The organism is Tenacibaculum sp. 47A_GOM-205m, assembly GCF_000518405.1.
GTDB classification, from domain to species: domain Bacteria; phylum Bacteroidota; class Bacteroidia; order Flavobacteriales; family Flavobacteriaceae; genus Polaribacter; species Polaribacter lutimaris.
This window is the reverse complement of sequence record NZ_JADN01000007.1, coordinates 160,994-182,035: the sequence shown is the minus strand read 5'-3', so window position 1 is coordinate 182,035 and position 21,042 is coordinate 160,994. Positions and strand designations below refer to the sequence as shown.

Genomic DNA, 21,042 nt, shown 5'->3' with positions numbered 1-21,042 from the left:
ACATGAATTTCAAAAGTTTTATAATGTCTTTTTTTTTATAATTATCAAACATATGAAATCTAAGAAACTTCAATTAATAAAAATGTTTGTGTTTTTTTTCTAAAAACCTTGCTTCTTCTCTATTCAATCTTTTTTCTTTTATTTCTTTATCCTTTCTTAAAAATTCGTAAATTTATAAGGAAGTACTCATTGTGTTTTCACTAATGCAATTATTAAAGACCAACCTAAACCTACCTCTCTTGGTTTCATTAGCTTTATTATTAAAATAAATATCCAAGAGTCATGAATAGATTTACAATACTTTTTGGCATTTTAGCCATAATCTTCCTTGCCGGAATCCGTATAATTTTTGAATATAAAAGAGCTATCAAATTTAGGTTTGGTAAATACATTAAAACTTTAAATCCTGGATTTAGATGGATTATCCCATTTATTGAAACCATTCAAATAGTTGATATTCGAGTGATTACTTTTAATATAGATTCTCAGGAAGTAATGACTGAAGATAACGTACCTTGTAGTATTGATGGCGTTGTTTTCTTTAAAATTAACGATCCTGAACGTGCAGTTTTAGAAGTAGAAGAATATAAATTTGCCATTACTCAATTAGCACAAGCAGCACTTAGAGATGTTTGTGGTAAAGTTGAACTAGACACCATACTTTCTAAGCGAGAAGAAATGGGAAAAAACATTAAGGAGATTGTTGAATTGGAAACCAAAGAATGGGGTATTGAAATAAACGATGTTAAAATAAAAGATATTCAATTACCTGAAAACATGCGCCGTATGATGGCAAATCAAGCTGAAGCAGAACGTTCTAGGAGAGCGCGTATTATTCTTGCCTTAGCGGAAGAACAGGCTGCGTCTAAACTTTTAGAAGCGGGTAAACTTATAGACCAGTCTCCTTCGGCTATTAAACTACGTTTATATCAAACATTATCAAATATAGCAGCAGAGAAAAACTCAACCATACTATTTCCTTTTCCAGAGGAAGTATTACCAACTAAAAAAAAGTAGATATTGAAATATCTACTTTATATAAAATTTTACAGATTAACAGATGTAATCATCAGTAGCAGGTCTGTAACAACAAACTTTTACTCCATTTTGATAGATATAAGAACCATCTCCTCCACATTCAGTAGGAACAGGTATTCTAATTCCTCCTTTAATTTTTTGCAAAGTAATTTTTGTTAATTCTTGTGAGCCTGTTAAATCTAAAATTGATTTTTTCATAATACTTGTTTTAAAGTTAGTTAATAAAGAAACCAAAATAGTTTTATTATAAAATACGTATTCAAAAAAATCCTTACTTTTTGTATGGTATAACCTTATATTTTAATGTTCTTCTATTTCACTCATTAATTCCTCTAATTTACGATCGGGCATTAACCAGATAAAAGCTACTATAATATAAAGCCCAATAGAAATCCAAGTATTTATATAAGCTAACGGAACAGCTAAAAGATATATACATAAAGAAGTATATTCTTTTGTACCATTGGTACATAACTTAGACAGCGCATAATTATCACCATGGTATGTAATTAATACTTTTTCAAGTATAAAATAGGCTATAGCACTCATTAACAAAACAAATCCATACACTGCAATAGGCAATGCTTCATAATAATGTCCGTGTTCTCCTACCCAGCTTGTAACAAAAGGTATAAGAGACAACCAAAACAATAAATGTAAATTAGCCCAAAGTATTTTTCCATTTACTTTTTGAGTTACTTGCATTAAATGATGGTGATTATTCCAATAAATACCTAAATAAATAAAACTTAACAAATAACTAATAAACACAGGTGTTACAGCTAACAACCCTTGCAATGTAGTGTCTTCTGGTGCTTTCATTTCTAACACCATAATGGTAATTACTATAGCTAAAACACCATCGCTAAAAGCTTCTAATCTACCTGTTTTCATATTGTTTGATTTTTTGTTGATTTTTTATCCTCCAAAACGTGATGGTTCTGGTAATGGAATTTTAATAGTTTCGTTTGGTACTGTTGGAAACCTGTTGTTTTTCCAGTCTTCTTTTGCTCTTTCTATCAATTTTTTATCTGAGGCTACAAAATTCCACTCTATAAAACGTTCTTCTGAAAAAGCATCTCCTCCAAAAATATAAATAGTAGAATTTGCTTTAATTTCAAAAGAACATAAGGTACTATCATTCGCTACCAATAATTGTTTCTCTTTATAAGTGTTTTTATCACTGGTAATGCTTCCTTCCAAAATATACAATGCACTTTCTCCAAACAAATGTTCTCCTATAGTAACCGTTTTCGTTATTTCAGATTTAATTTCAATAAAATACAATGGACTATAAACTGGAACAGGTGATTGCTTTCCAAAGGCTTTTCCTGCGATAAGTTTAAATTCTACTCCGTCTTCATTCCAACTTGGTATTTCATCGGCCTCAAAATGTGCAAATGTTGGTTCGCATTGTTCCTCTTCTTTTGGCAATGCTACCCATATTTGCAATCCATGAAGTTGTTTTTGAGAATGTCGCAAACGATCTGGTGTTCTTTCCGTGTGAACCACTCCTTTACCGGCAGTCATCCAATTCACTGCCCCTGGAGTAATTTCTATTTCTGTTCCTAAACTGTCGCGATGTACAATCGCTCCTTCAAACAGGAAAGTAAGTGTAGATAAACCTATGTGAGGATGCATAGCTACATCTAAATTATCTTGATCACTCAAACACACAGGCCCCATATGATCAATAAAAATAAAAGGCCCTACCATACGTTTCTGGCGAAAAGGTAATAAACGGCCTACTAAAAAGCTTCCAATATTTGCCGCTCGTTCTTCAATAATTAACTTAGTGTTCGACATAATTTATAATTTATCATAACCTTTAAAGCTTTTATCTACGATACGCTTCCATTCAGGATGTTTTTTTATATAAGCGAATACATAAGGGCAAAATGGCAACACTGAATTATGGTGTTTTTCAAGATAATTCAACGTTTTTTCTACCAAAACTGCAGCAACACCTTTACCTCCTATTTCTTTTGGTACTTCTGTATGTATCAAAGCTATTTGGTTATGTGTTTCTTTATAATCTATAAAAGCAATGCTTCCTTCTACTACTATCTCAAAACGATGTTCTTTTTCGTTTTTTACAAGTGGTATGTTTAGAAATTCTTCTTTCATTTTTATAAATAGTTTTTTAAAGATCGATTAAAATTTCTTAGTAGACCTCTTTTATTTTTTGATAAAAAAAGCAACTCATTGATTTTGAGTTGCTTTTTAAAGTTAGAGTTAATCTTCTAAATATCCAAACTTTCCTGTATTGAAGTCCTTAAATGCTTCTACTAACTCCTCTTGAGTATTCATTACAAACGGACCATAAGCAGCAATAGGTTCATTTAGTGGTTCTCCACTTAATACTAAAACTACTGTATCCTCCAGAGCCTCGAGTGTAAATGTATCTCCATCATTTGCTAATAAAGCAAAGTGATCTTGTAAAACATTTTCCGCTTCATTTATCTTTACACTACCTTCTATAGCTAAAATTGAAGTAGTATAATGCTCAAGAAATGTCAATTGAGTTTTCGCTCCTTTTTTCAATCGTACATTAAACATATTAACGGGCGAAAATGTAGATGCAGGCCCCTTATTTCCTTTATATTCTCCTGCAATTACCTCTATTTCTCCTTCATTATTTGGTAACTGAACTTTAGCCATTTTAGCATTTTCAATTGCTTGATATTTTGGCGGACTCATTTTATCCTTTGCAGGAAGATTTACCCACAATTGTACCATTTGAAACTCTCCTCCTTTTTTGCTCCATTCAGTTTCGTGAAACTCTTTGTGTAAAACTCCTGAAGCAGCTGTCATCCATTGTACGTCTCCTTCACCAATAATTCCTCCACCTCCTGCACTATCTCCATGCTCAACACGTCCTTTATAGGCAATAGTTACGGTTTCAAAACCTCTATGAGGATGTACTCCCACACCTTTAGGTTTATCTGTAGGTGGAAAGTTATACTTAGAGTTATAATCTAACATAATAAACGGATCCATTCGTTGCATACTTGAACTTCCTGGAATAAAATTATGTACTCTAAATCCGTCTCCTACAAAATGTGGAGTTCCTGGTTTTACTACTCTTTCTATATTTCTTGTTTTCATCCTTCTATCCTTTTTATTAATTTAAACTATAGGCTAGCTTTATTTCAAATGAATTATCTAAATAATTACGTTGTGCTCCTGGTTTATTTTTTGACCAATAAGCTTTTTTTACATTTTCTGAAAGTGTAGTTTCATTCTTATAAACCACTACAATCGCTTCAGGAAATAGTACTGTAATTATCTTCTTTAATTTATTTCTATCTATTTCATTTATACCTTCTGAGATAGCTAATACACTATATGATTGTTGATATAATTTTTCAATGGCTGTTTCGACATTACTAACAGTTGAAACTTGCCAGTTTAAAATTTTAGGCATTGTTGTATTTTTTGTTACAACTAATGTTTTTAAATGTCTCATAATAAATCCTTTTATTTTACTGTAAAATTACAGCAACAAAAAAGGATATGCATTGACCTATGGTAAGAAGTGTTATTTATATGGTTTGAAGTTTTCTTCTGCAAGAGCTTTACGAACACGACTCAAACTTTCTGGTGTTATACCTAAATACGAAGCAATCATCCATTGGGGAACACGAAGCATAATATCAGGATACATACTCACAAAATCTAAGTAGCGACTTTTTGCTGACACTCCCAATAACTGACTTATGCGCTTATATAAATGTCGAATATGATTTTGTAATAACTGCTCGTTTTTTTCTCTAAAATCAGTATTTATTTTCGATACTTCATTTATAAAGTGCTCGTCGAACATTACAACTAAAGTATCTTCTACTGCATCTATATAATAGGTAGAAGGTTCTTGAAAAAAGACACTTCCTCTGTCACTTACAATCCATCCTTCTGTAGCAAATTGCAAAATATTTTCTTTACCCTCTTCATTTAGCGCATACATGCGTAACAAACCTTGTTCTACAAAAAAGAAATGTGAACAAATTGCTCCTTGCTTTAATAAGAAGTCATTTTTAGAAACCTTTTTTGTTTGAATAAGTGGTTCTATTAAAGCATAATCTTGTTCAGATAATCCTCCCTTTTCAATAAAATGTTTTTTTAAGTTGGGTAACTTCATACATCTAAGATATACTATCAAGAATATTTACACAACTTTGTTTATTCTTTTGGAGTTTTGTTAACTATCCTACCACGATAATTTATAGATCTTTTCTGATTACTCATAACGTAAATAGAAGTAGATAAACTAGGATATATTCTAACGATTACATTGTAATTTTCGGTAGTGTTATTTTTATCGTTTATTTGGAAATTAATTCTATAACTATTCTCTTTTGCTTTGTTAATAGTTAAATTTTTAGGTACACCTTCGAACACAATTCCAATGTCTGTACCTCCGTAAGATCCACCTGATTGACGTTCTCCATAATAGGGTAAATACGCTGAAACAGTATCTTTTTTCATTTTAAAGAAATTAGCATTTCCTATTAAATTTATATTTCCAGCGCTACTTCCGCTAGGTAACATACCCGCATTAGCTATTTGTGTCATCGCAAACGTAGCTTGAGGTTCTGCCCATTCAGATTCTATCTCAAAAGTTTTACTTTCAATAAGAACTTTTAAATTATCTATTTCTGCTTGAGTTGCTTTTCTTGAAGAGGCGCAACTAAACAGTATAAAAATTACTCCTACTAAAATGCTATACCTTTTCATATTATACTGATTTTAAAACCTATACAAGATACTCAAATCTAATGAGTTTTTCAAGAGAAGAAGTTATTTTAACTATTTAGAAATTAAAAAAATAAAGGAGGTTCTCAAAACAAACCTCCTTTACTATAAATGAACTTTCCGGGGGAGACTTCATTTATTATTCTACTATAACTTTATACTATGCAATAATAAGTTTCTTAATTTGATAAGTACTACTCCTAAAAGGTCAATAATTACTCTAAAAAGTTTATTTATAATGTAAAAAAGGTCAGAAATTAACTTCTGACCTTTAAATATTAATTATCCTAATATCATTTTTGCTTTGGAGGCACGTAAAACAATTCTGGTTTTGCACCTTTTATATCTCTGTAAAAATCATAGATATGATTCATATCCTCATTCATATTATCTGTTAAATAATACGGTGGTGCTACTATAATTTGTTTGTTTTCAAAATCGAAAGCAAACATTACTACTGGTACATTAGCTCCTTTAGCTATATAATAAAACCCTGTTTTCCATTCTGTTATTTTCGCTCGAGTTCCTTCAGGAGATAACGCTAAGCGAAATTCATCATGCTGATTAAATAAATTTACAATAGCTTCTACCTTGTTTGTACTCTTACTTCTATCAACAGGAGAACCTCCTAGGGCTCTAAAAATAAATCCGAATGGAGGTTTGAATAACGAAGCCTTACCTATAAAATTGATTTTAACACCATAAGTGTTTCTTGCTAAAATAGCTATAGGAAAATCTTTCCAACTCGTATGCGGTGCTCCAATAACCACATACTTTTTTAAATCTCTGGGAAAATCTCCTACCAACTTCCAGCCTAAAACTTTGTGAAATATAAATTTAGATATCATTCTAACAGTTATAAGGGTCAATGATACGGTTTTCCTTATAAAAATCAAATAATTTTAACCTATCTTGTCCTATATTTGTTCATTCAATAAACTTTTAAATATCCTGATGAATACCACTCTTTTACTTATTTTAATTGCTATTAGTACCCTTGTTATTGGATTTATTATTGGAAACCTACTCTCTAAATTAAAGTTTAAACAACAAACTACCGATTTAGAAAAAGAAATTGCTTCGTTACAAAACAATCAAACCAGTTTTGAGGCTCAAAAAAGAGAAAAAGAACAGTTTTTTTCTCAGCAAAAAGAAGATTTTTTAAAACGTTTAGACGAAAAAACGAAAGAAAGTAATGAATTACGTCGTGAAAAGGATTTTTCTTCTATTGAATTGGCTAGAAAAAATGAAGAGCTAAAAAACCTACAATTAAAACTAAACGAAAATAAAGAGGAAGTAGAAAACTTACAGGAAAAATTCACCAAAGAGTTTGAAAATTTAGCTAATAAAATTTTAGACGAGAAATCGAATAAGTTTACGGAACAGAACAAGAAAAATATAAAGGATATTTTAATTCCGCTTCAAGAAAAAATACAAACTTTTGAAAAGAAGGTTGAGGATACTCAAAAAGAGAGTATTTCAATGCACTCTGCTTTAAAAGAGCAATTGTTAGGTTTAAAAGAACTAAATGCTCAGATGAGTAAAGAAACCATCAACTTAACTAAAGCCCTAAAAGGTGATAGTAAAACTCAAGGAAACTGGGGAGAATTGGTTTTAGAGCGTGTGTTAGAAAAGTCAGGCTTAGAAAAAGATCGTGAGTATTTTGTACAACAATCTTTTACGAATGAAGAAGGTAAACGTATTATGCCCGATGTGGTCATTCACTTACCCGACAACAAAAAAATGATTGTCGATTCAAAAGTATCACTAACTGCATATGAGCAATTTATAAATACTGAAGATGATCTAGAAAAAGAACGTTTTTTAAAGGAACATGTAAACTCATTAAAACGTCATGTAGAGCAACTATCAGAAAAGAAATATGAAGATATCTACAAAATAGAATCTCCTGATTTTGTACTGCTTTTTGTACCAATTGAACCTGCTTTTGCAGTAGCTTTAAACGAAGACAACACCCTTTATAATAAAGCATTTGAAAGAAATATAGTTATCGTTACCCCTACTACTTTATTAGCTACATTACGTACTATTGATACCATGTGGAATAATGAAAAACAACAACGTAACGCGTTAGAAATTGCAAGACAAGCTGGTGCTTTATATGATAAGTTTCAAGGCTTACTAACCGACTTGGTAAATATTGGTAAGAAAATAGATGGTACCAAAGCCGATTATTCAGCTGCCATGAATAAATTAGTTGAAGGTCGTGGGAACTTAATTACGAGTGTTGAAAAACTGAAAAAAATGGGGGCCAAAGCTAAAAAAGCACTTCCTGAAAAAATTCTTGAACGAGCTCAAGACAATGACGAATAAAAAAAGGTCGCTCTAAATATTTTAGAGCGACCTTTTTATTTATACCTTATTAGAAGGCATTGCCTTCTACATAATAAACAAACGTCTGTGGTGCATTAAGTCGTATACCTTCTCACCTACTGCTTCTAATACCTCTTCGTTATCAGCATTCATTAAAGCTTCATCAATCAAGTCAACAACTACTTCCATATCTGCTTCTTTTAAACCACGAGTGGTAACTGCAGCAGTACCTACACGAATACCTGAAGTAACAAATGGTGATTCAGTATCAAACGGAACCATGTTTTTGTTTACCGTAATTTCAGCTTTACCTAATGCTTCTTCAGCAGCTTTTCCTGTAATGTTTTTATTTCGTAAATCAATTAACATACAGTGGTTATCTGTACCTCCTGAGATAATCTCATATCCTTTTGCTACAAATGCTTTCGCCATTGCTTGTGCATTTTCTTTTACTTGGATTTGATAATCTAAGAACTCATCTGTTAACGCTTCACCAAAAGCAACTGCTTTAGCAGCAATAACGTGCTCTAATGGTCCCCCTTGATTTCCTGGGAAAACTGCAGAATTAATCAAAGTTGACATTTTCTTTAATTTTCCTGATTTTAATTTTTCTCCGAATGGATTCTCAAAATCTTTTCCAATCATAATCATACCACCACGAGGTCCACGTAACGTTTTATGAGTTGTAGTAGTAACTATATGACAGTGTGGTAACGGATCTGATAAAATTCCTTTTGCAATTAATCCTGCTGGGTGAGAAATATCAGCCATTAAAATAGCACCAACGCTATCAGCAATTTCTCTAAATTTCTTAAAGTCTATATCACGAGAATACGCAGAAGCACCTGCAATAATTAATTTAGGCTTATGCTCGTTAGCTTGTTGCTCTAAATGTTTATAATCAATATATCCAGTTTCTTTATCTACTCCGTAAAATACTGGATTGTATAATTTACCAGAAAAGTTTACTGGCGAACCGTGAGTTAAGTGACCTCCATGAGATAAATCGAAACCTAAAATAGTATCACCTGGCTTTAAACATGCAGCAAAAACAGCTGTGTTAGCCTGACTTCCAGAGTGTGGCTGTACGTTTACGTACTCAGCACCGAAAAGTTCTTTAGCTCTATCAATAGCAATTTGCTCTACGATATCTACTACCTCACATCCACCGTAATAACGCTTTTGTGGGTATCCTTCAGCATATTTATTTGTTAAAACCGATCCTTGAGCTTCCATTACTTGGTCGCTTACAAAATTTTCAGAAGCAATCAACTCTAATCCGTTTAGCTGACGTTCTTTTTCTTCTTGAATTAAATCAAATATTTGATGATCTTTTTGCATGTTGTGTGTTGTTACATAAAGTAGCCAAAAGTACTAATTTTATTCTTCAATTTTTACAGATTTTACAAGAACTGTTTCTAAATATACTTTCACATTTTTTTTACTCATCTTTTTGGGGTAAATTGAAAAAAATATGTAGGTTTGATGAAAATATAACAAAAACGATAAATGGAAATAACTGCTAATAATCCGAATAGAAAATCTTGGTTAACTGTGGCTGAAGACTCAGATTTCCCTATTCAAAACATACCTTTTGGGGTTTTTCTAACTAAAGACGATATTATAACTATTGGTACTAGAATTGGTGATTACGCTATTGATTTAGGTGCTTTACATCAATTAGGATACTTTAACGGAATCCCATTAACAGATGACATTTTTTTACAAGATACCTTAAATGATTTTATTGCTGACGGACGTAAAACTTGGCGTTTAGTTCGTAATAGAATCGCTGATATTTTTGATGTAAAAAATAGTAAGCTACGAGATAACGCTGAACACAAAGACAAGATAATCTTTAGAATGGATGAAGTTGAAATGCAACTTCCTGTTTCTGTAGGAGATTATACCGATTTTTACGCAAGTAAAGAACATGCCACTAATGTAGGAAGCTTATTTAGAGATCCTGAAAACGCTTTATTGCCTAACTGGTTACAAATTCCTATCGGTTATCACGGAAGAAGTTCTTCAATAGTACCATCAGGAACACCTATTCACCGTCCTGTTGGACAGCAACGTCCTAACGAAGGTGAAACTACACCTAATTTCGGACCTTCAAAATTATTAGATTTTGAATTAGAAATGGCGTTTATTACTACTGTTGCGAACGATTTAGGAGACAGAATTCCTATTGAAGAAGCTGAAGAATACATCTTCGGATTGGTGTTGTTTAATGACTGGTCTGCTCGTGATATTCAAGCTTGGGAGTACGTTCCTTTAGGGCCTTTCTTAGGTAAAAACTTTGCTTCTACTATTTCTCCTTGGATTGTAACTTTAGATGCTTTAGAGCCTTTTAGAGTAGACAACCCTAAACAAGTATTTGAACCATTACCTTACTTAAAAAAAGAAGGAAAAGACAGCTACGATATCAATTTACAAATGGCTATTCAACCAGAAGGTAAAGAAGAAACTGTAGTATGTAACTCTAACTTTAAATATATGTACTGGACAATGGTGCAACAACTTACTCATCATACAGTTAATGGATGTCCTGTAAATGCTGGAGACATGATGGGAAGTGGTACTATTTCTGGACCAACACAAGATAGTTTTGGATCGATGTTAGAATTAACTTGGAGAGGTCAAAACCCTATTAAAATGAACGATGGTAGCGAGCGTAAATTTATCAATGATAACGATACAGTTATTATGCGCGGTTACTGTAAAAATGAAAAAGTTCGTATTGGTTTTGGAGAGTGTTCTGGTAAAGTTTTACCTGCTAAATAATAATCCAAACCATAATAAAAATAAAAAAATCCGATTCATGTGAATCGGATTTTTTTATTTTTATTACTTACAAAAGTAAGTGATGTATATTTTACTCTTCTTCTGGTGGTGGATGTCCATGAATTTGTTCGTACACTTCATCAAAGTTACTACGTAAATATGTGTTTAGTTTTTTTCGGTAATCATCTTGTAACCAATCAATAAAGTTATGGGTACTTTTAGAAATACATTTTGAATATCTATAAATTCTGTCATCAATATCTCCTGCTAACATTTTAGCTAATATTAAAGCATCAAAAACATCTTCACTGTTTTCAACACACATTTTAGCATGGTGTTCTATAGATTTTTCAAGTACTCGTTTAGAAGACTCACCTCCTTGTATTGTATCTCTATACACTTTTTTAACATCAAAATATAAATCTTCGGAATTAGCAAACTCTGCTTTTACATCAGCTGGAAGTTCATACCTAAAATCGCTTTCTATTTCTTCATCAGACAATAAATTATCTAAATAGAAGTTAGGCGCCCTAAACATTTTTTGCCAATCTAAATCTGCTCCCCACGGACCGAAACGATGAAAGTTATTTCCTAGGTCAATTACATTAAAATCAGATTTACCAGGTAAAATACGTGAACCACGACCAATCATTTGATAATATAGAGTTAATGATTTTGTAGCTCTGTTTAAAATGATAGACTTTACTGATGGTTCATCAAATCCAGTGGTTAATATACTTACGGAAGTAATGATTGCGTTTGGTGTTTTATGAAACCATTTTAATATTAAATCTCGTTCTTTCTTAGTGTTCGTATTATCTAAGTGTGCAATAGGATACCCTGCTCTTTTAAACGTGTCAAACACATGTAAAGAAGTATTAATACCATTATTAAAAATCAATGTTTTAGTTCCTTTAGCACGCTCTTCATAAGCTTGTAATAACTTAGAAAGCATGTCTGTATTGGTATATAAATCTTCAGATGATTTTACGGTATAATCTCCGTTAGCTCCTACTTCTAAAGAAGTTAACCCAACATTGTAAGAAAAGACACTTGCTTTTGCTAAGTATTCATTTTCTATCAAAGAACCTATACTCTCCCCTACTATCAACTCATCATAATTATCTTTCATCGGAAGTTTGATATTGGAACTTAAAGGAGTAGCAGTAACCCCTAAAATGAAAGATTTTTCAAAAAACTTGAATAATTTAGTAAATGAATTGTAGTGTGCCTCATCAATAATTACCAAGCCTACATCAGAAATATCTAACATATCGTCGTTTAAACGATTGTTTAATGTTTCTACCATAGCAACAAAGCAATCGTATTGATCTTGGTCATCTAAACTAGCTTTACTATCAATAATTTTATTTTCAACGCCAAACTCTGTAAGTACTTTTGCTGTTTGCTTACATAACTCAATTCGGTGAGTCATTATCAATACTTTCTTTTGATGATGTTTTAAATATTGACGTGTAATTTCAGAGAAAATAACTGTTTTACCACCTCCTGTTGGAAGTTGATATAACAAATGGTAATTCTCTGGAGCATCTTCAAAACTTTTAAAAATTTTGTGTAATGCTTCTTTTTGGTAATCGTATAAATTTTTTCCTTTCTTTGGTTGTGAAGTTGCTGTTTCGTTACTCAAATCTCTATAATTTTGAAATATGCAAAAATACGAGGTATTTAAGGAAATCCCACTAAAATCAAGAGTTTTTTTAGATTTTTTTCAAATCTACTTTAGAAATATCATAATGAGAAGCGTGTGCTACTACCTCTCCTTTTTTAATTACCAATAATTGAGGAGATTGGTGCACTACATCAAATTGAGATGCAATTTCATTCGAAATATCTCTATAATTCAACAAGTCTAAATAATACACTTTTAAATCTTTCAAATCTTCATCAAAACTATTTTCAAAACGTTTAATAACCATACTACTAATACCACACCTTGTAGAATGTTTAAAAATAGCCACAGGTTCATTTTTAGCTTGATTTTTAATTGTTTCTAGTTGCTCAATAGTTATTAATGGAATCCATTTTAGAAACGACTCCTTAACTGATTTATCTATTTTTTTATTTCCCAAAAAACTATCCAACATTCCCATATATTTCTTAATTTAATATCAACTTTAACTATCTCTATTTTTTACCAGTCAAAAAGTCAGTATTTATCTATGTTTTTGAGACAAAATGTCGTTTTTACATTCAAAAATTAACATGGTATTGATTTTGACTTTTACAGAGAAAAAAAATAAACAATATGAATTTTAACAATTATACAATAAAATCACAAGAAACCGTACAGCAAGCGCAACAATTAGCGCAAAGCTATGGTAACAACCTTATAGAAAACGAACACATTTTTAAAGCTCTATTTTTAGTCGATGAAAATGTGCTTCCTTTCATTTTAAAGAAACTTAACATTAATATTGATGTTATACAACAAGTTTTAGATAAGCAACTAGAAAGTTTTTCTAAAGTTACTGGAGCTGATTTAATGCTTTCTCGTGAAGCTAATAAAACACTTAACGAAGCTGCTATCATTGCCAAAAAAATGAACGATGATTATGTTTCTATTGAGCACTTAATCTTAGCTATTTTCAAATCAAAAAGTCAAATAGCTCAAGCTCTAAAAGATCAAGGTGTTACTGAAAAGAGTTTAACTGCCTCTATTGAAGAATTACGTAAAGGTAACCGTGTTACTTCTCAAAGTGCGGAAGAAACTTATAATTCTTTAAATAAGTATGCTAAAAACTTAAATCAGTTAGCACAAGACGGGAAATTAGACCCAGTTATTGGTCGTGATGAAGAAATTAGACGTTTGTTACAAATTTTATCACGCAGAACTAAGAACAATCCTATTTTAGTTGGTGAACCTGGTACAGGTAAAACTGCAATTGCAGAAGGATTAGCACATCGTATTATCCGTGGGGATGTTCCTGAAAACCTAAAGGATAAACAAATTTTTTCTTTGGATATGGGAGCTTTAATCGCTGGCGCAAAATACAAAGGTGAATTTGAAGAACGTTTAAAGTCGGTAGTAAAAGAAGTTTCTAAATCTGAAGGAAGCATTGTTCTTTTCATTGACGAAATCCACACTTTAGTAGGTGCTGGTGGTGGTCAAGGAGCAATGGATGCTGCTAACATTTTAAAACCAGCTTTAGCACGTGGAGAGTTAAGAGCTATTGGTGCTACTACCCTAGACGAGTATCAAAAATATTTTGAAAAAGACAAAGCGTTAGAGCGTCGTTTTCAAAAAGTGATGGTAGATGAGCCAGATACAGAGAGTGCTATTTCAATTTTACGTGGTATTAAAGATAAATATGAAGCACATCACAAGGTTCGTATTAAAGATGAAGCTATTATTGGAGCGGTAGAATTATCACAACGTTACATTACCAATCGTTTTCTACCAGATAAGGCGATAGATTTAATGGATGAAGCTGCTTCAAAGTTACGTATGGAAATCAATTCTAAACCAGAAGAATTAGATGTACTGGATCGTAAAGTAATGCAATTAGAAATTGAAATTGAAGCAATTAAACGTGAAAATGATGAACCTAAGTTGAAGTCGTTAAATGCTGATTTAGCCAATTTAAAAGAAGAGCGTAATGAAATAAATGCAAAATGGCAATCAGAAAAAAGTGTAGTAGATACTATTCAAGGTTTAAAAACTGATATTGAAAACTATAAACTTGAAGCTGAAAAAGCTGAACGTAATGGCGATTATGGTAAAGTAGCTGAATTACGTTATGGAAAAATAAAAGATGCGCAAGAAGAACTTGACAAACAACAAGAAGTTTTAGCAAGCCAACAAGAAAATTCTTTAATTAAAGAAGAGGTAACTTATGACGATATTGCCGAAGTAGTTGCTAAATGGACTGGAGTTCCTGTTACTAAAATGTTACAGTCAGAACGCGAGAAATTATTAAAACTTGAAGATGAACTCCACAGACGTGTAGTTGGTCAAGAAGAAGCAATAGAAGCAGTTTCTGATGCGGTACGTCGTTCAAGATCTGGATTACAAAACCCCAACAAACCTATTGGTTCTTTCTTGTTCTTAGGAACCACAGGAGTTGGTAAAACAGAGTTAGCAAAAGCACTTGCTGAATATTTATTTGATGATGAAAATGCTATGACTCGTATTGACATGAGTGAATACCAAGAACGTCATTCGGTAAGTAGATTAGTTGGAGCACCTCCTGGATATGTTGGTTATGATGAAGGTGGGCAATTAACTGAAGCAGTTAGGAGAAAACCGTATTCGGTTGTATTGTTAGATGAGATTGAAAAAGCGCATCCTGATACCTTTAATATCTTACTACAAGTATTAGACGAAGGTAGATTAACCGATAATAAAGGTCGTGTTGCAGATTTTAAAAACACCATCATCATCATGACCTCTAACATGGGAAGTCATATTATTCAAGAGAAGTTTGATAATATGAAAGGAGACATCCATACAACTATGGACTTAGCGAAAACAGAAGTATTAGGGTTGTTAAAACAATCGGTAAGACCAGAGTTTTTAAATAGAATTGATGATATTATTATGTTTACTCCGCTTTCAGAAGAAAACATTAAAGAGATTGTAAAACTACAATTAAACAGTGTTAAAAAGATGATTGCAAAACAAAACATAACTTTTGATGCTACAAATCAAGCTATTGATTATTTAGCCAAAAAAGGTTATCAACCAGAGTTTGGTGCACGTCCAGTAAAACGTGTTATTCAGAAAGAGGTTTTAAATCAATTATCTAAAGAGATTTTATCAGGAAAAGTAACTACTGATAGTATTATCTTATTAGATGCTTTTGATGATCAGTTAGTTTTTAGAAATCAATCTGACTTGATTGAAAACGAACAACTATAAGTAATTAAAAATCAAAACATAAAGTGTCATTTTTTCATCTCTTAAGTGAAAAAATGACACTTTTTTAAATTGGTATTTTTTTTGATTTATTTCTTTAAAAACAATGTTTAACTAAAATTGTAAAGTTATGTTATTAAAGAACACCGATTTTCCTGTATTACCTAATGTTTTTAATGATTTTTTTAGAGACTGGTCTTCTACTAATTTCTCTGACACAAATACTACTTTACCAGCTGTAAACATTAAAAATAATGAAAATGAATTTATAGTTGATGTAGCTGCCCCAGGAATGAATAAAGATGATTTTCAAATAAATATTGAAAATGACATCTTAACCATTTCTTCAGAAAAAAAAGAAGACAAAGAAGAAACTAACGATAACTATACACGAAAAGAATATAGTTATATGTCTTTTAAAAGAAGTTTTACTTTACCTAAAGGTATAGTAGATTATGAAAAAATTAAGGCTACCTATAAAAATGGTGAGCTGAAAATTAGTATTCCTAAATTAGAAGCTTTAAAGTCAAAAACTCCTAAACTAATTAAGGTTGAGTAAATTAATTAACTTTCTCAAACAAAAAAAGCAGCGTTTTAACGCTGCTTTTTTATTTTACCTCTAATTATTTAGATACCTTTATGTTCTCTAAAACAATTTCAGAAAGCTTCTTTAACTTTCCTTCTTCATATAACTTATCTATGCTATAAAAATCTATATCCTTATCTAAAGGTTTATAATTATTATAATCTACAAAACGGATTCCATTTACTAACTTTTCTTCTTTTACATCTCTAAAACGAACTCCTCCTCCATTCGTATGATATTTATAGGCTAAATAATCTAACTGAAAATTATCTTTTGAAAACCAGTAAATAAATACGTCGTCAAAATCTTCTCCCCCGCCTTCTTCAGTAAAAGTAACTCTAACTTTGTAATATTCTTTTCCATTAATAGTTACTGGATCTAACAACTTCTTTCGAACTGCTTTATCGTTCAACCCAAATGGTAATACAGAAAAGTAATGAACAGAATTTACCGAATTACTATACTTATTTACTTCTTCCTCTGAAAGCTTAACTAAGCTATCATTAATAAAACGTTTAAATCCGTCATTAAACAATACATCTTTTACAGTTGTAGTATCGGTTTTTACAATTCTTGTTAACTCGAAAGTTCCATTGTTTCGTATAGCTTTATAGTTATTATTTCTAAAAGCAAAAGAAATAGTTGCATCGCCTATCTTATTTGACATAGAATATGCCAATGATTGATCTATTATTTCTTGTGCTGTAAATTTTGGTTTACATGAAACTAATAATATCAACAGTGAAACATATAAGTATTTCATAATATTTTGATTCTTTAAAAATAGTGTTGCATGCAAATTTATAGGAATTCAATTACATTCATTTTAAAATTCTGTTAATAACAAAAAAGAGCTGCAAAATTGCAGCTCTTAAAATGCTCGCTTTCTACTTGGTTTAGAATCTTACTCCTACACCAAAACCTATTAATAATGGATTGATGTCTACTTCAGCAGGAACAGTTGCAATACCTGCATCTACAGTTACATCAGTGCTTAACCCGATATACTTAGCATCTACGTTTAAAAACCAAGTATCGTCTAAATCATAGTCAAAACCTAATTGTAACGCATATCCAAATCCATTTTTATAATCTACATCTACCACAGCACCTGGATCAGCGTTGTAAAAAATAGTATAATTTACACCAGCACCTACATAAGGTTTAAAATCACTTAAATTAAAGTGATACTGTAATGTTAGCGTTGGAGGCAATAACCAAACATCACCTAAATTAACATCTCCTAAAGCTGTTCCTACCGCTTTTACATCGTGATTTGTTGTACCTAAAATTAATTCTGCAGCAATATTTTCAGTAAAATAATAAGTGAAATCTAATTCAGGAATAAAACTTTTACTAATTTCAACATCTCCACCAATAGTTCCTATTGTAGCTGATTCATTTGGCATTACACTAACCCATCTAAAACGAGCTTGCCATTTTTTAAAATCATCTGCTTTTGTAGTTTCTTGTGCAGCTGCATTGCTAAAAAATAAAATTCCAAATACAGCACTTAATATAATTTTTTTCATGATTATAAGTTTAAATTTTAAGCAAAATTACCCCTGTAGTCTTCCTTAAAACATGACTTAAATCATAGCTTAATAATTTTATTTAACAACTTAAAATTATGGTTATATTTGTGTTTCGTTTATGCAAAAAAAGATTAACATACAGAATAAAAAAGCTCGTTTTGAATACGAGATACTCGACAAGTATACAGCCGGAATACAACTTACTGGTACTGAGATAAAATCGATACGACAAAGTAAAGCTAGAATTACTGAAAGTTTTTGTGAATTTAATGACAAAGGAGAACTTTTTGTGGTTAACATGTATATTGAAGAATATGCTTTTGGGCATCATTACAACCACAAACCAAAAAGCGAACGTCGTTTATTACTAAACAAACGTGAACTAAAAAAGCTTGAAAAAGAAGTAGAATCAAAAGGTAATACAATTGTTCCTTTACGCTTGTTTATAAATGAAAATGGATGGGCTAAATTAGAAATAGCTCTTGCCAAAGGAAAGAAAACTCACGATAAAAGAAACACCATTAAAGACCGTGACACTAAACGTGATTTAGCCAGAATTAAAAAGGCTTTTTAATTAATGAATAATAGTTTCTTAAATATTATTCAGTGGAAGAAAATCATATACTTCGTTTTTATTTTATTTTTATTTAAGTTCTGTTTTTTATATGGTTATGGCTTTAAAACAACGCTTTCTTTTTTTGATTTAGGGCTTTTATCAATTGCTAGTGCTCTTTTACTAGCGTCTGGATATATTACGAGTTTTATTACTCGAAATCAATATAAAAAAACAAAAGTAAACCTTAAAAAAATAAAGAAGCTTTCATTTTTACTTACTTTTATTGGAGTTTTTGTAGGCATTCTTTTATCTTTTAAAATAGAAAGACCTCTTAATGGAATCTTATTTATTATTTGTCCTATAGTTGTTCATTTTTACATAAAAAGTAATATAAAAAAGACGTTTATAAGCAATATTGTTACTGCTTTTCTTAAACCTTTTGCTTTATTAACTTTATTATGGTTTGATTGTCCTCTTTACTTAACTCAAGAACAATGGACTTTATTTTTTAATCTTCAACTAATTACAATAGCTTATATAATAATTTCTTTTTTCAGTAATATTGTTTTTGAAATAATTATTGATTTAATTAATGTAAATGAAGACAATCAAAACAAACAAAAAACACTTCCAATTTTATTAGGAAGAAAGAGAGCTAGAGATATAGCTTTACTACTTTCCATTATCGGTTGTTTTTTTATTTTTTCTATAGCAATAACCTTTTCTGATAGTAAATTTATTTTCTCAACTTTAATGCTATTAGGTGTTCTTCCTGATTTGTATTTCATATATCATTTAATGAAAGCTTCTGAAGTAAAAAACTATCAGCAACTCATTAAAATTAGTTATTTTAATTTTTTTCTAGCATTATTAAGCATCCCTTTAATAGCTTATCACTTTAAACATGTTATCTACTAAACTATCAAAATACAACGTAATTTTAGCTTCTAATTCACCTAGAAGACAAGAATTAATAAAAAGCTTAGATATACCTTTTTCTATAAAAACTAAAGATATAGAAGAGAGATATCCAAAGGAATTAAAACATTCACAAATTACAGATTATCTAGCTGCTCTAAAAGCTTCTCCTTTTTCAACCGAATTAAAGGAAAATGACTTATTAATTACTTCAGATACTATTGTTTGGCTAAATAACAAGGCTTTAGGAAAACCTAAAAACTATAACGAAGCTTTTAACATGCTAAAAGAGCTGTCTGGTACAACTCACGAAGTAATCACTTCAATATGTCTTACAAGTAAAACCTTTCAATATATCATTAATGACATTACTATTGTTACATTTAAAGAACTACTTGATGAAGAAATCAATTATTATATAAAGACTTATAAACCTTTTGACAAAGCTGGAGCCTATGGAATTCAAGAATGGATTGGCAAAATAGGAATTACAAAGATTGAAGGAAGTTATTTCAATGTTATGGGATTTCCTGTTCATAAACTTTACAAAGAATTATCAAAATTATAAGGCTACCTTTTTATAAAAGATTATTTTTGACACGTATTTACACAACACAAACTGATGAAAAAATATACTTATACTGAAAAAAAAGATACCCGATCTGGGTTTGGTGATGGTTTAACCGAATTAGGAAAAACAAACCCTAATGTTGTTGCTCTTTGTGCAGATTTAACAGGCTCTTTAAAAATGAATGTGTTTGCTAAAAATCACCCAGAACGTTTCTTTCAAGTTGGAATTGCTGAAGCTAATATGATGGGAATTGCAGCTGGATTAACAATTGGTGGAAAAATTCCTTTTACAGGTACATTTGCTAACTTTTCTACAGGTCGAGTGTACGATCAAATTCGTCAATCAATCGCATATTCTGATAAAAATGTAAAAATTTGTGCTTCTCATGCAGGATTAACCTTAGGTGAAGATGGAGCAACACATCAAATATTAGAAGATTTAGGGTTAATGAAAATGTTACCTGGTATGACAGTAATTAACACTTGTGATTATAGTCAAACCAAAGCAGCAACTATAGCTATTGCTGAACATGAAGGACCTGTATATTTACGTTTTGGAAGACCTAGTGTCCCTGTGTTTATGACTGATCAACCTTTTGAAATTGGTAAAGCGATTCAACTTACCGAAGGTACTGATGTAACGATTGTAGCAACTGGACATTTAGTTTGGGAAGCATTACAAGCCGCTGAACAATTAGAAGAAAAAGGAATTTCTGCAGAGGTAATCAATATACACACCATTAAACCTTTAGATGAAGAAGCTATTTTAAAGTCGGTTGCTAAAACAGGGTGTGTTGTTACTGCTGAAGAGCATAATAAATATGGAGGTTTAGGTGAAAGTATTGCTCGTTGTTTAGCTACTAACAATCCTACTCCACAAGAATTTGTAGCTGTAAATGACAGCTTCGGAGAATCTGCAACACCAGCAGAATTAATGAAAAAGTATGGTTTAAATGATGAAGCCATTGTTAAAGCAGTGGAGAAAGTTATTTCAAGAAAATAAACTTAATACACTTACAATAAATACATCACTTTTTAGGTTTAAAGTGATGTATTTTTTTTGTACTAAACTTAAGTATAACACCAA

General features: G+C 31.1%; 23 protein-coding genes. 9 read left to right on the top strand and 14 right to left on the bottom strand.

Going from position 1 to position 21,042, the window contains the following annotated elements:
* Positions 1-282 precede the first annotated feature (282 nt).
* Complete coding sequence (locus N534_RS0107865; RefSeq protein WP_028891963.1) at positions 283-1,017, top strand: slipin family protein; 735 nt, start codon at positions 283-285, stop codon at positions 1,015-1,017.
* A 36-nt stretch (positions 1,018-1,053) separates the two neighbouring features.
* On the opposite strand, the gene N534_RS0107860 is transcribed toward N534_RS0107865, so the two are convergent.
* The 9 genes from N534_RS0107860 to N534_RS0107820 all read right to left on the bottom strand — a co-directional run bounded on the left by N534_RS0107860 (position 1,054) and on the right by N534_RS0107820 (position 6,641).
* Positions 1,054-1,236, bottom strand: a complete 183-nt coding sequence (locus N534_RS0107860) for a hypothetical protein (RefSeq protein WP_147418491.1) — start codon at positions 1,234-1,236, stop codon at positions 1,054-1,056.
* A 102-nt stretch (positions 1,237-1,338) separates the two neighbouring features.
* A complete protein-coding gene (locus N534_RS0107855) occupies positions 1,339-1,932 on the bottom strand; it encodes a TMEM175 family protein (RefSeq protein ID WP_028891961.1) in 594 nt (197 codons plus the stop codon).
* Between the two features lie 24 nt (positions 1,933-1,956).
* Entirely contained in the window at positions 1,957-2,844 is an 888-nt protein-coding gene (locus N534_RS0107850) for a pirin family protein (protein WP_028891960.1), read from the bottom strand.
* Between the two features lie 3 nt (positions 2,845-2,847).
* Positions 2,848-3,165, bottom strand: a complete 318-nt coding sequence (locus tag N534_RS0107845; RefSeq protein ID WP_028891959.1) for a GNAT family N-acetyltransferase — start codon at positions 3,163-3,165, stop codon at positions 2,848-2,850.
* A gap of 108 nt (positions 3,166-3,273) precedes the next feature.
* A complete protein-coding gene (locus tag N534_RS0107840) occupies positions 3,274-4,146 on the bottom strand; it encodes a pirin family protein (protein ID WP_028891958.1) in 873 nt (290 codons plus the stop codon).
* A 16-nt stretch (positions 4,147-4,162) separates the two neighbouring features.
* Positions 4,163-4,507 (bottom strand): hypothetical protein, encoded by a 345-nt coding sequence (locus N534_RS0107835; protein ID WP_028891957.1) that lies wholly within the window; start codon positions 4,505-4,507, stop codon positions 4,163-4,165.
* A gap of 72 nt (positions 4,508-4,579) precedes the next feature.
* Positions 4,580-5,179, bottom strand: coding sequence for a Crp/Fnr family transcriptional regulator (locus tag N534_RS0107830; protein WP_028891956.1), 600 nt, complete (start codon positions 5,177-5,179; stop codon positions 4,580-4,582).
* A gap of 41 nt (positions 5,180-5,220) precedes the next feature.
* Positions 5,221-5,775, bottom strand: a complete 555-nt coding sequence (locus N534_RS0107825) for a DUF4251 domain-containing protein (RefSeq protein ID WP_028891955.1) — start codon at positions 5,773-5,775, stop codon at positions 5,221-5,223.
* Between the two features lie 311 nt (positions 5,776-6,086).
* Complete coding sequence (locus N534_RS0107820; RefSeq protein ID WP_038005761.1) at positions 6,087-6,641, bottom strand: lysophospholipid acyltransferase family protein; 555 nt, start codon at positions 6,639-6,641, stop codon at positions 6,087-6,089.
* Positions 6,642-6,747: 106 nt separating this feature from the next.
* On the opposite strand from N534_RS0107820, the gene rmuC reads away from it, so the two are divergent.
* Positions 6,748-8,127, top strand: a complete 1,380-nt coding sequence (gene rmuC, locus N534_RS0107815; RefSeq protein WP_028891953.1) for a DNA recombination protein RmuC — start codon at positions 6,748-6,750, stop codon at positions 8,125-8,127.
* Positions 8,128-8,193: 66 nt separating this feature from the next.
* Here rmuC and glyA read toward each other — a convergent pair whose 3' ends face one another.
* Positions 8,194-9,468, bottom strand: a complete 1,275-nt coding sequence (glyA, locus tag N534_RS0107810; RefSeq protein ID WP_028891952.1) for a serine hydroxymethyltransferase — start codon at positions 9,466-9,468, stop codon at positions 8,194-8,196.
* A gap of 168 nt (positions 9,469-9,636) precedes the next feature.
* On the opposite strand from glyA, the gene fahA reads away from it, so the two are divergent.
* On the top strand, positions 9,637-10,914 hold the full coding sequence (gene fahA / locus N534_RS0107805) for a fumarylacetoacetase (RefSeq protein ID WP_028891951.1): 1,278 nt from the start codon (positions 9,637-9,639) through the stop codon (positions 10,912-10,914).
* Between the two features lie 91 nt (positions 10,915-11,005).
* On the opposite strand, the gene N534_RS0107800 is transcribed toward fahA, so the two are convergent.
* The gene (locus tag N534_RS0107800; protein ID WP_028891950.1) at positions 11,006-12,562 is read right to left on the bottom strand and encodes a DEAD/DEAH box helicase; all 1,557 of its coding nucleotides are present in this window, start codon (positions 12,560-12,562) and stop codon (positions 11,006-11,008) included.
* A gap of 70 nt (positions 12,563-12,632) precedes the next feature.
* On the bottom strand, positions 12,633-13,019 hold the full coding sequence (ytxJ, locus tag N534_RS0107795) for a bacillithiol system redox-active protein YtxJ (RefSeq protein WP_369791960.1): 387 nt from the start codon (positions 13,017-13,019) through the stop codon (positions 12,633-12,635).
* Positions 13,020-13,180: 161 nt separating this feature from the next.
* Here ytxJ and clpB point away from each other — a divergent pair, with 161 nt between their 5' ends.
* Together clpB and N534_RS0107785 are read left to right on the top strand one after the other, a co-directional pair.
* Positions 13,181-15,793 carry an ATP-dependent chaperone ClpB gene (gene clpB, locus N534_RS0107790; protein WP_028891948.1) on the top strand — a complete coding sequence of 871 codons (2,613 nt, stop codon included), beginning with the start codon at positions 13,181-13,183 and terminating at the stop codon, positions 15,791-15,793.
* 127 nt (positions 15,794-15,920) lie between these two features.
* Positions 15,921-16,349 carry an Hsp20/alpha crystallin family protein gene (locus N534_RS0107785; protein ID WP_028891947.1) on the top strand — a complete coding sequence of 143 codons (429 nt, stop codon included), beginning with the start codon at positions 15,921-15,923 and terminating at the stop codon, positions 16,347-16,349.
* 64 nt (positions 16,350-16,413) lie between these two features.
* On the opposite strand, the gene N534_RS0107780 is transcribed toward N534_RS0107785, so the two are convergent.
* Positions 16,414-17,139: a DUF6503 family protein gene (locus N534_RS0107780; RefSeq protein ID WP_028891946.1), complete on the bottom strand. Its 726-nt coding sequence runs from the start codon at positions 17,137-17,139 to the stop codon at positions 16,414-16,416.
* Between the two features lie 133 nt (positions 17,140-17,272).
* Positions 17,273-17,908, bottom strand: coding sequence for an OmpW family protein (locus tag N534_RS0107775; RefSeq protein ID WP_028891945.1), 636 nt, complete (start codon positions 17,906-17,908; stop codon positions 17,273-17,275).
* A gap of 121 nt (positions 17,909-18,029) precedes the next feature.
* Here N534_RS0107775 and smpB point away from each other — a divergent pair, with 121 nt between their 5' ends.
* From smpB to N534_RS0107755, 4 genes are read left to right on the top strand one after another with little or no spacing between them, the layout of a single operon-like run.
* Complete coding sequence (smpB, locus tag N534_RS0107770; RefSeq protein ID WP_028891944.1) at positions 18,030-18,485, top strand: SsrA-binding protein SmpB; 456 nt, start codon at positions 18,030-18,032, stop codon at positions 18,483-18,485.
* A gap of 3 nt (positions 18,486-18,488) precedes the next feature.
* On the top strand, positions 18,489-19,385 hold the full coding sequence (locus N534_RS0107765) for a hypothetical protein (protein ID WP_028891943.1): 897 nt from the start codon (positions 18,489-18,491) through the stop codon (positions 19,383-19,385).
* A complete protein-coding gene (locus tag N534_RS0107760) occupies positions 19,372-19,953 on the top strand; it encodes a Maf-like protein (RefSeq protein WP_028891942.1) in 582 nt (193 codons plus the stop codon). Before N534_RS0107765 ends, N534_RS0107760 begins: the two co-directional genes overlap by 14 nt.
* 54 nt (positions 19,954-20,007) lie before the next feature.
* A complete protein-coding gene (locus N534_RS0107755) occupies positions 20,008-20,958 on the top strand; it encodes a transketolase family protein (protein WP_028891941.1) in 951 nt (316 codons plus the stop codon).
* The last annotated feature ends 84 nt before the right edge of the window (positions 20,959-21,042 follow it).

Bases quoted from the DNA above. Each gene is read 5' to 3' on its own strand.
- N534_RS0107865 (WP_028891963.1), top strand. From the start codon at position 283: ATGAATAGATTTACAATACTTTTTGGCATTTTAGCCATAATCTTCCTT.
- N534_RS0107765 (WP_028891943.1), top strand. From the start codon at position 18,489: ATGAATAATAGTTTCTTAAATATTATTCAGTGGAAGAAAATCATATAC.
- N534_RS0107840 (WP_028891958.1), bottom strand. From the start codon at position 4,146: ATGAAAACAAGAAATATAGAAAGAGTAGTAAAACCAGGAACTCCACAT.
- N534_RS0107775 (WP_028891945.1), bottom strand. From the start codon at position 17,908: ATGAAAAAAATTATATTAAGTGCTGTATTTGGAATTTTATTTTTTAGC.
- glyA (WP_028891952.1), bottom strand. From the start codon at position 9,468: ATGCAAAAAGATCATCAAATATTTGATTTAATTCAAGAAGAAAAAGAA.
- rmuC (WP_028891953.1), top strand. From the start codon at position 6,748: ATGAATACCACTCTTTTACTTATTTTAATTGCTATTAGTACCCTTGTT.
- N534_RS0107820 (WP_038005761.1), bottom strand. From the start codon at position 6,641: ATGATATCTAAATTTATATTTCACAAAGTTTTAGGCTGGAAGTTGGTA.
- N534_RS0107860 (WP_147418491.1), bottom strand. From the start codon at position 1,236: ATGAAAAAATCAATTTTAGATTTAACAGGCTCACAAGAATTAACAAAA.
- N534_RS0107780 (WP_028891946.1), bottom strand. From the start codon at position 17,139: ATGAAATACTTATATGTTTCACTGTTGATATTATTAGTTTCATGTAAA.
- N534_RS0107835 (WP_028891957.1), bottom strand. From the start codon at position 4,507: ATGAGACATTTAAAAACATTAGTTGTAACAAAAAATACAACAATGCCT.
- N534_RS0107830 (WP_028891956.1), bottom strand. From the start codon at position 5,179: ATGAAGTTACCCAACTTAAAAAAACATTTTATTGAAAAGGGAGGATTA.
- N534_RS0107850 (WP_028891960.1), bottom strand. From the start codon at position 2,844: ATGTCGAACACTAAGTTAATTATTGAAGAACGAGCGGCAAATATTGGA.
- smpB (WP_028891944.1), top strand. From the start codon at position 18,030: ATGCAAAAAAAGATTAACATACAGAATAAAAAAGCTCGTTTTGAATAC.
- N534_RS0107785 (WP_028891947.1), top strand. From the start codon at position 15,921: ATGTTATTAAAGAACACCGATTTTCCTGTATTACCTAATGTTTTTAAT.
- ytxJ (WP_369791960.1), bottom strand. From the start codon at position 13,019: ATGTTGGATAGTTTTTTGGGAAATAAAAAAATAGATAAATCAGTTAAG.
- N534_RS0107760 (WP_028891942.1), top strand. From the start codon at position 19,372: ATGTTATCTACTAAACTATCAAAATACAACGTAATTTTAGCTTCTAAT.
- clpB (WP_028891948.1), top strand. From the start codon at position 13,181: ATGAATTTTAACAATTATACAATAAAATCACAAGAAACCGTACAGCAA.
- N534_RS0107825 (WP_028891955.1), bottom strand. From the start codon at position 5,775: ATGAAAAGGTATAGCATTTTAGTAGGAGTAATTTTTATACTGTTTAGT.
- N534_RS0107755 (WP_028891941.1), top strand. From the start codon at position 20,008: ATGAAAAAATATACTTATACTGAAAAAAAAGATACCCGATCTGGGTTT.
- N534_RS0107855 (WP_028891961.1), bottom strand. From the start codon at position 1,932: ATGAAAACAGGTAGATTAGAAGCTTTTAGCGATGGTGTTTTAGCTATA.
- fahA (WP_028891951.1), top strand. From the start codon at position 9,637: ATGGAAATAACTGCTAATAATCCGAATAGAAAATCTTGGTTAACTGTG.
- N534_RS0107845 (WP_028891959.1), bottom strand. From the start codon at position 3,165: ATGAAAGAAGAATTTCTAAACATACCACTTGTAAAAAACGAAAAAGAA.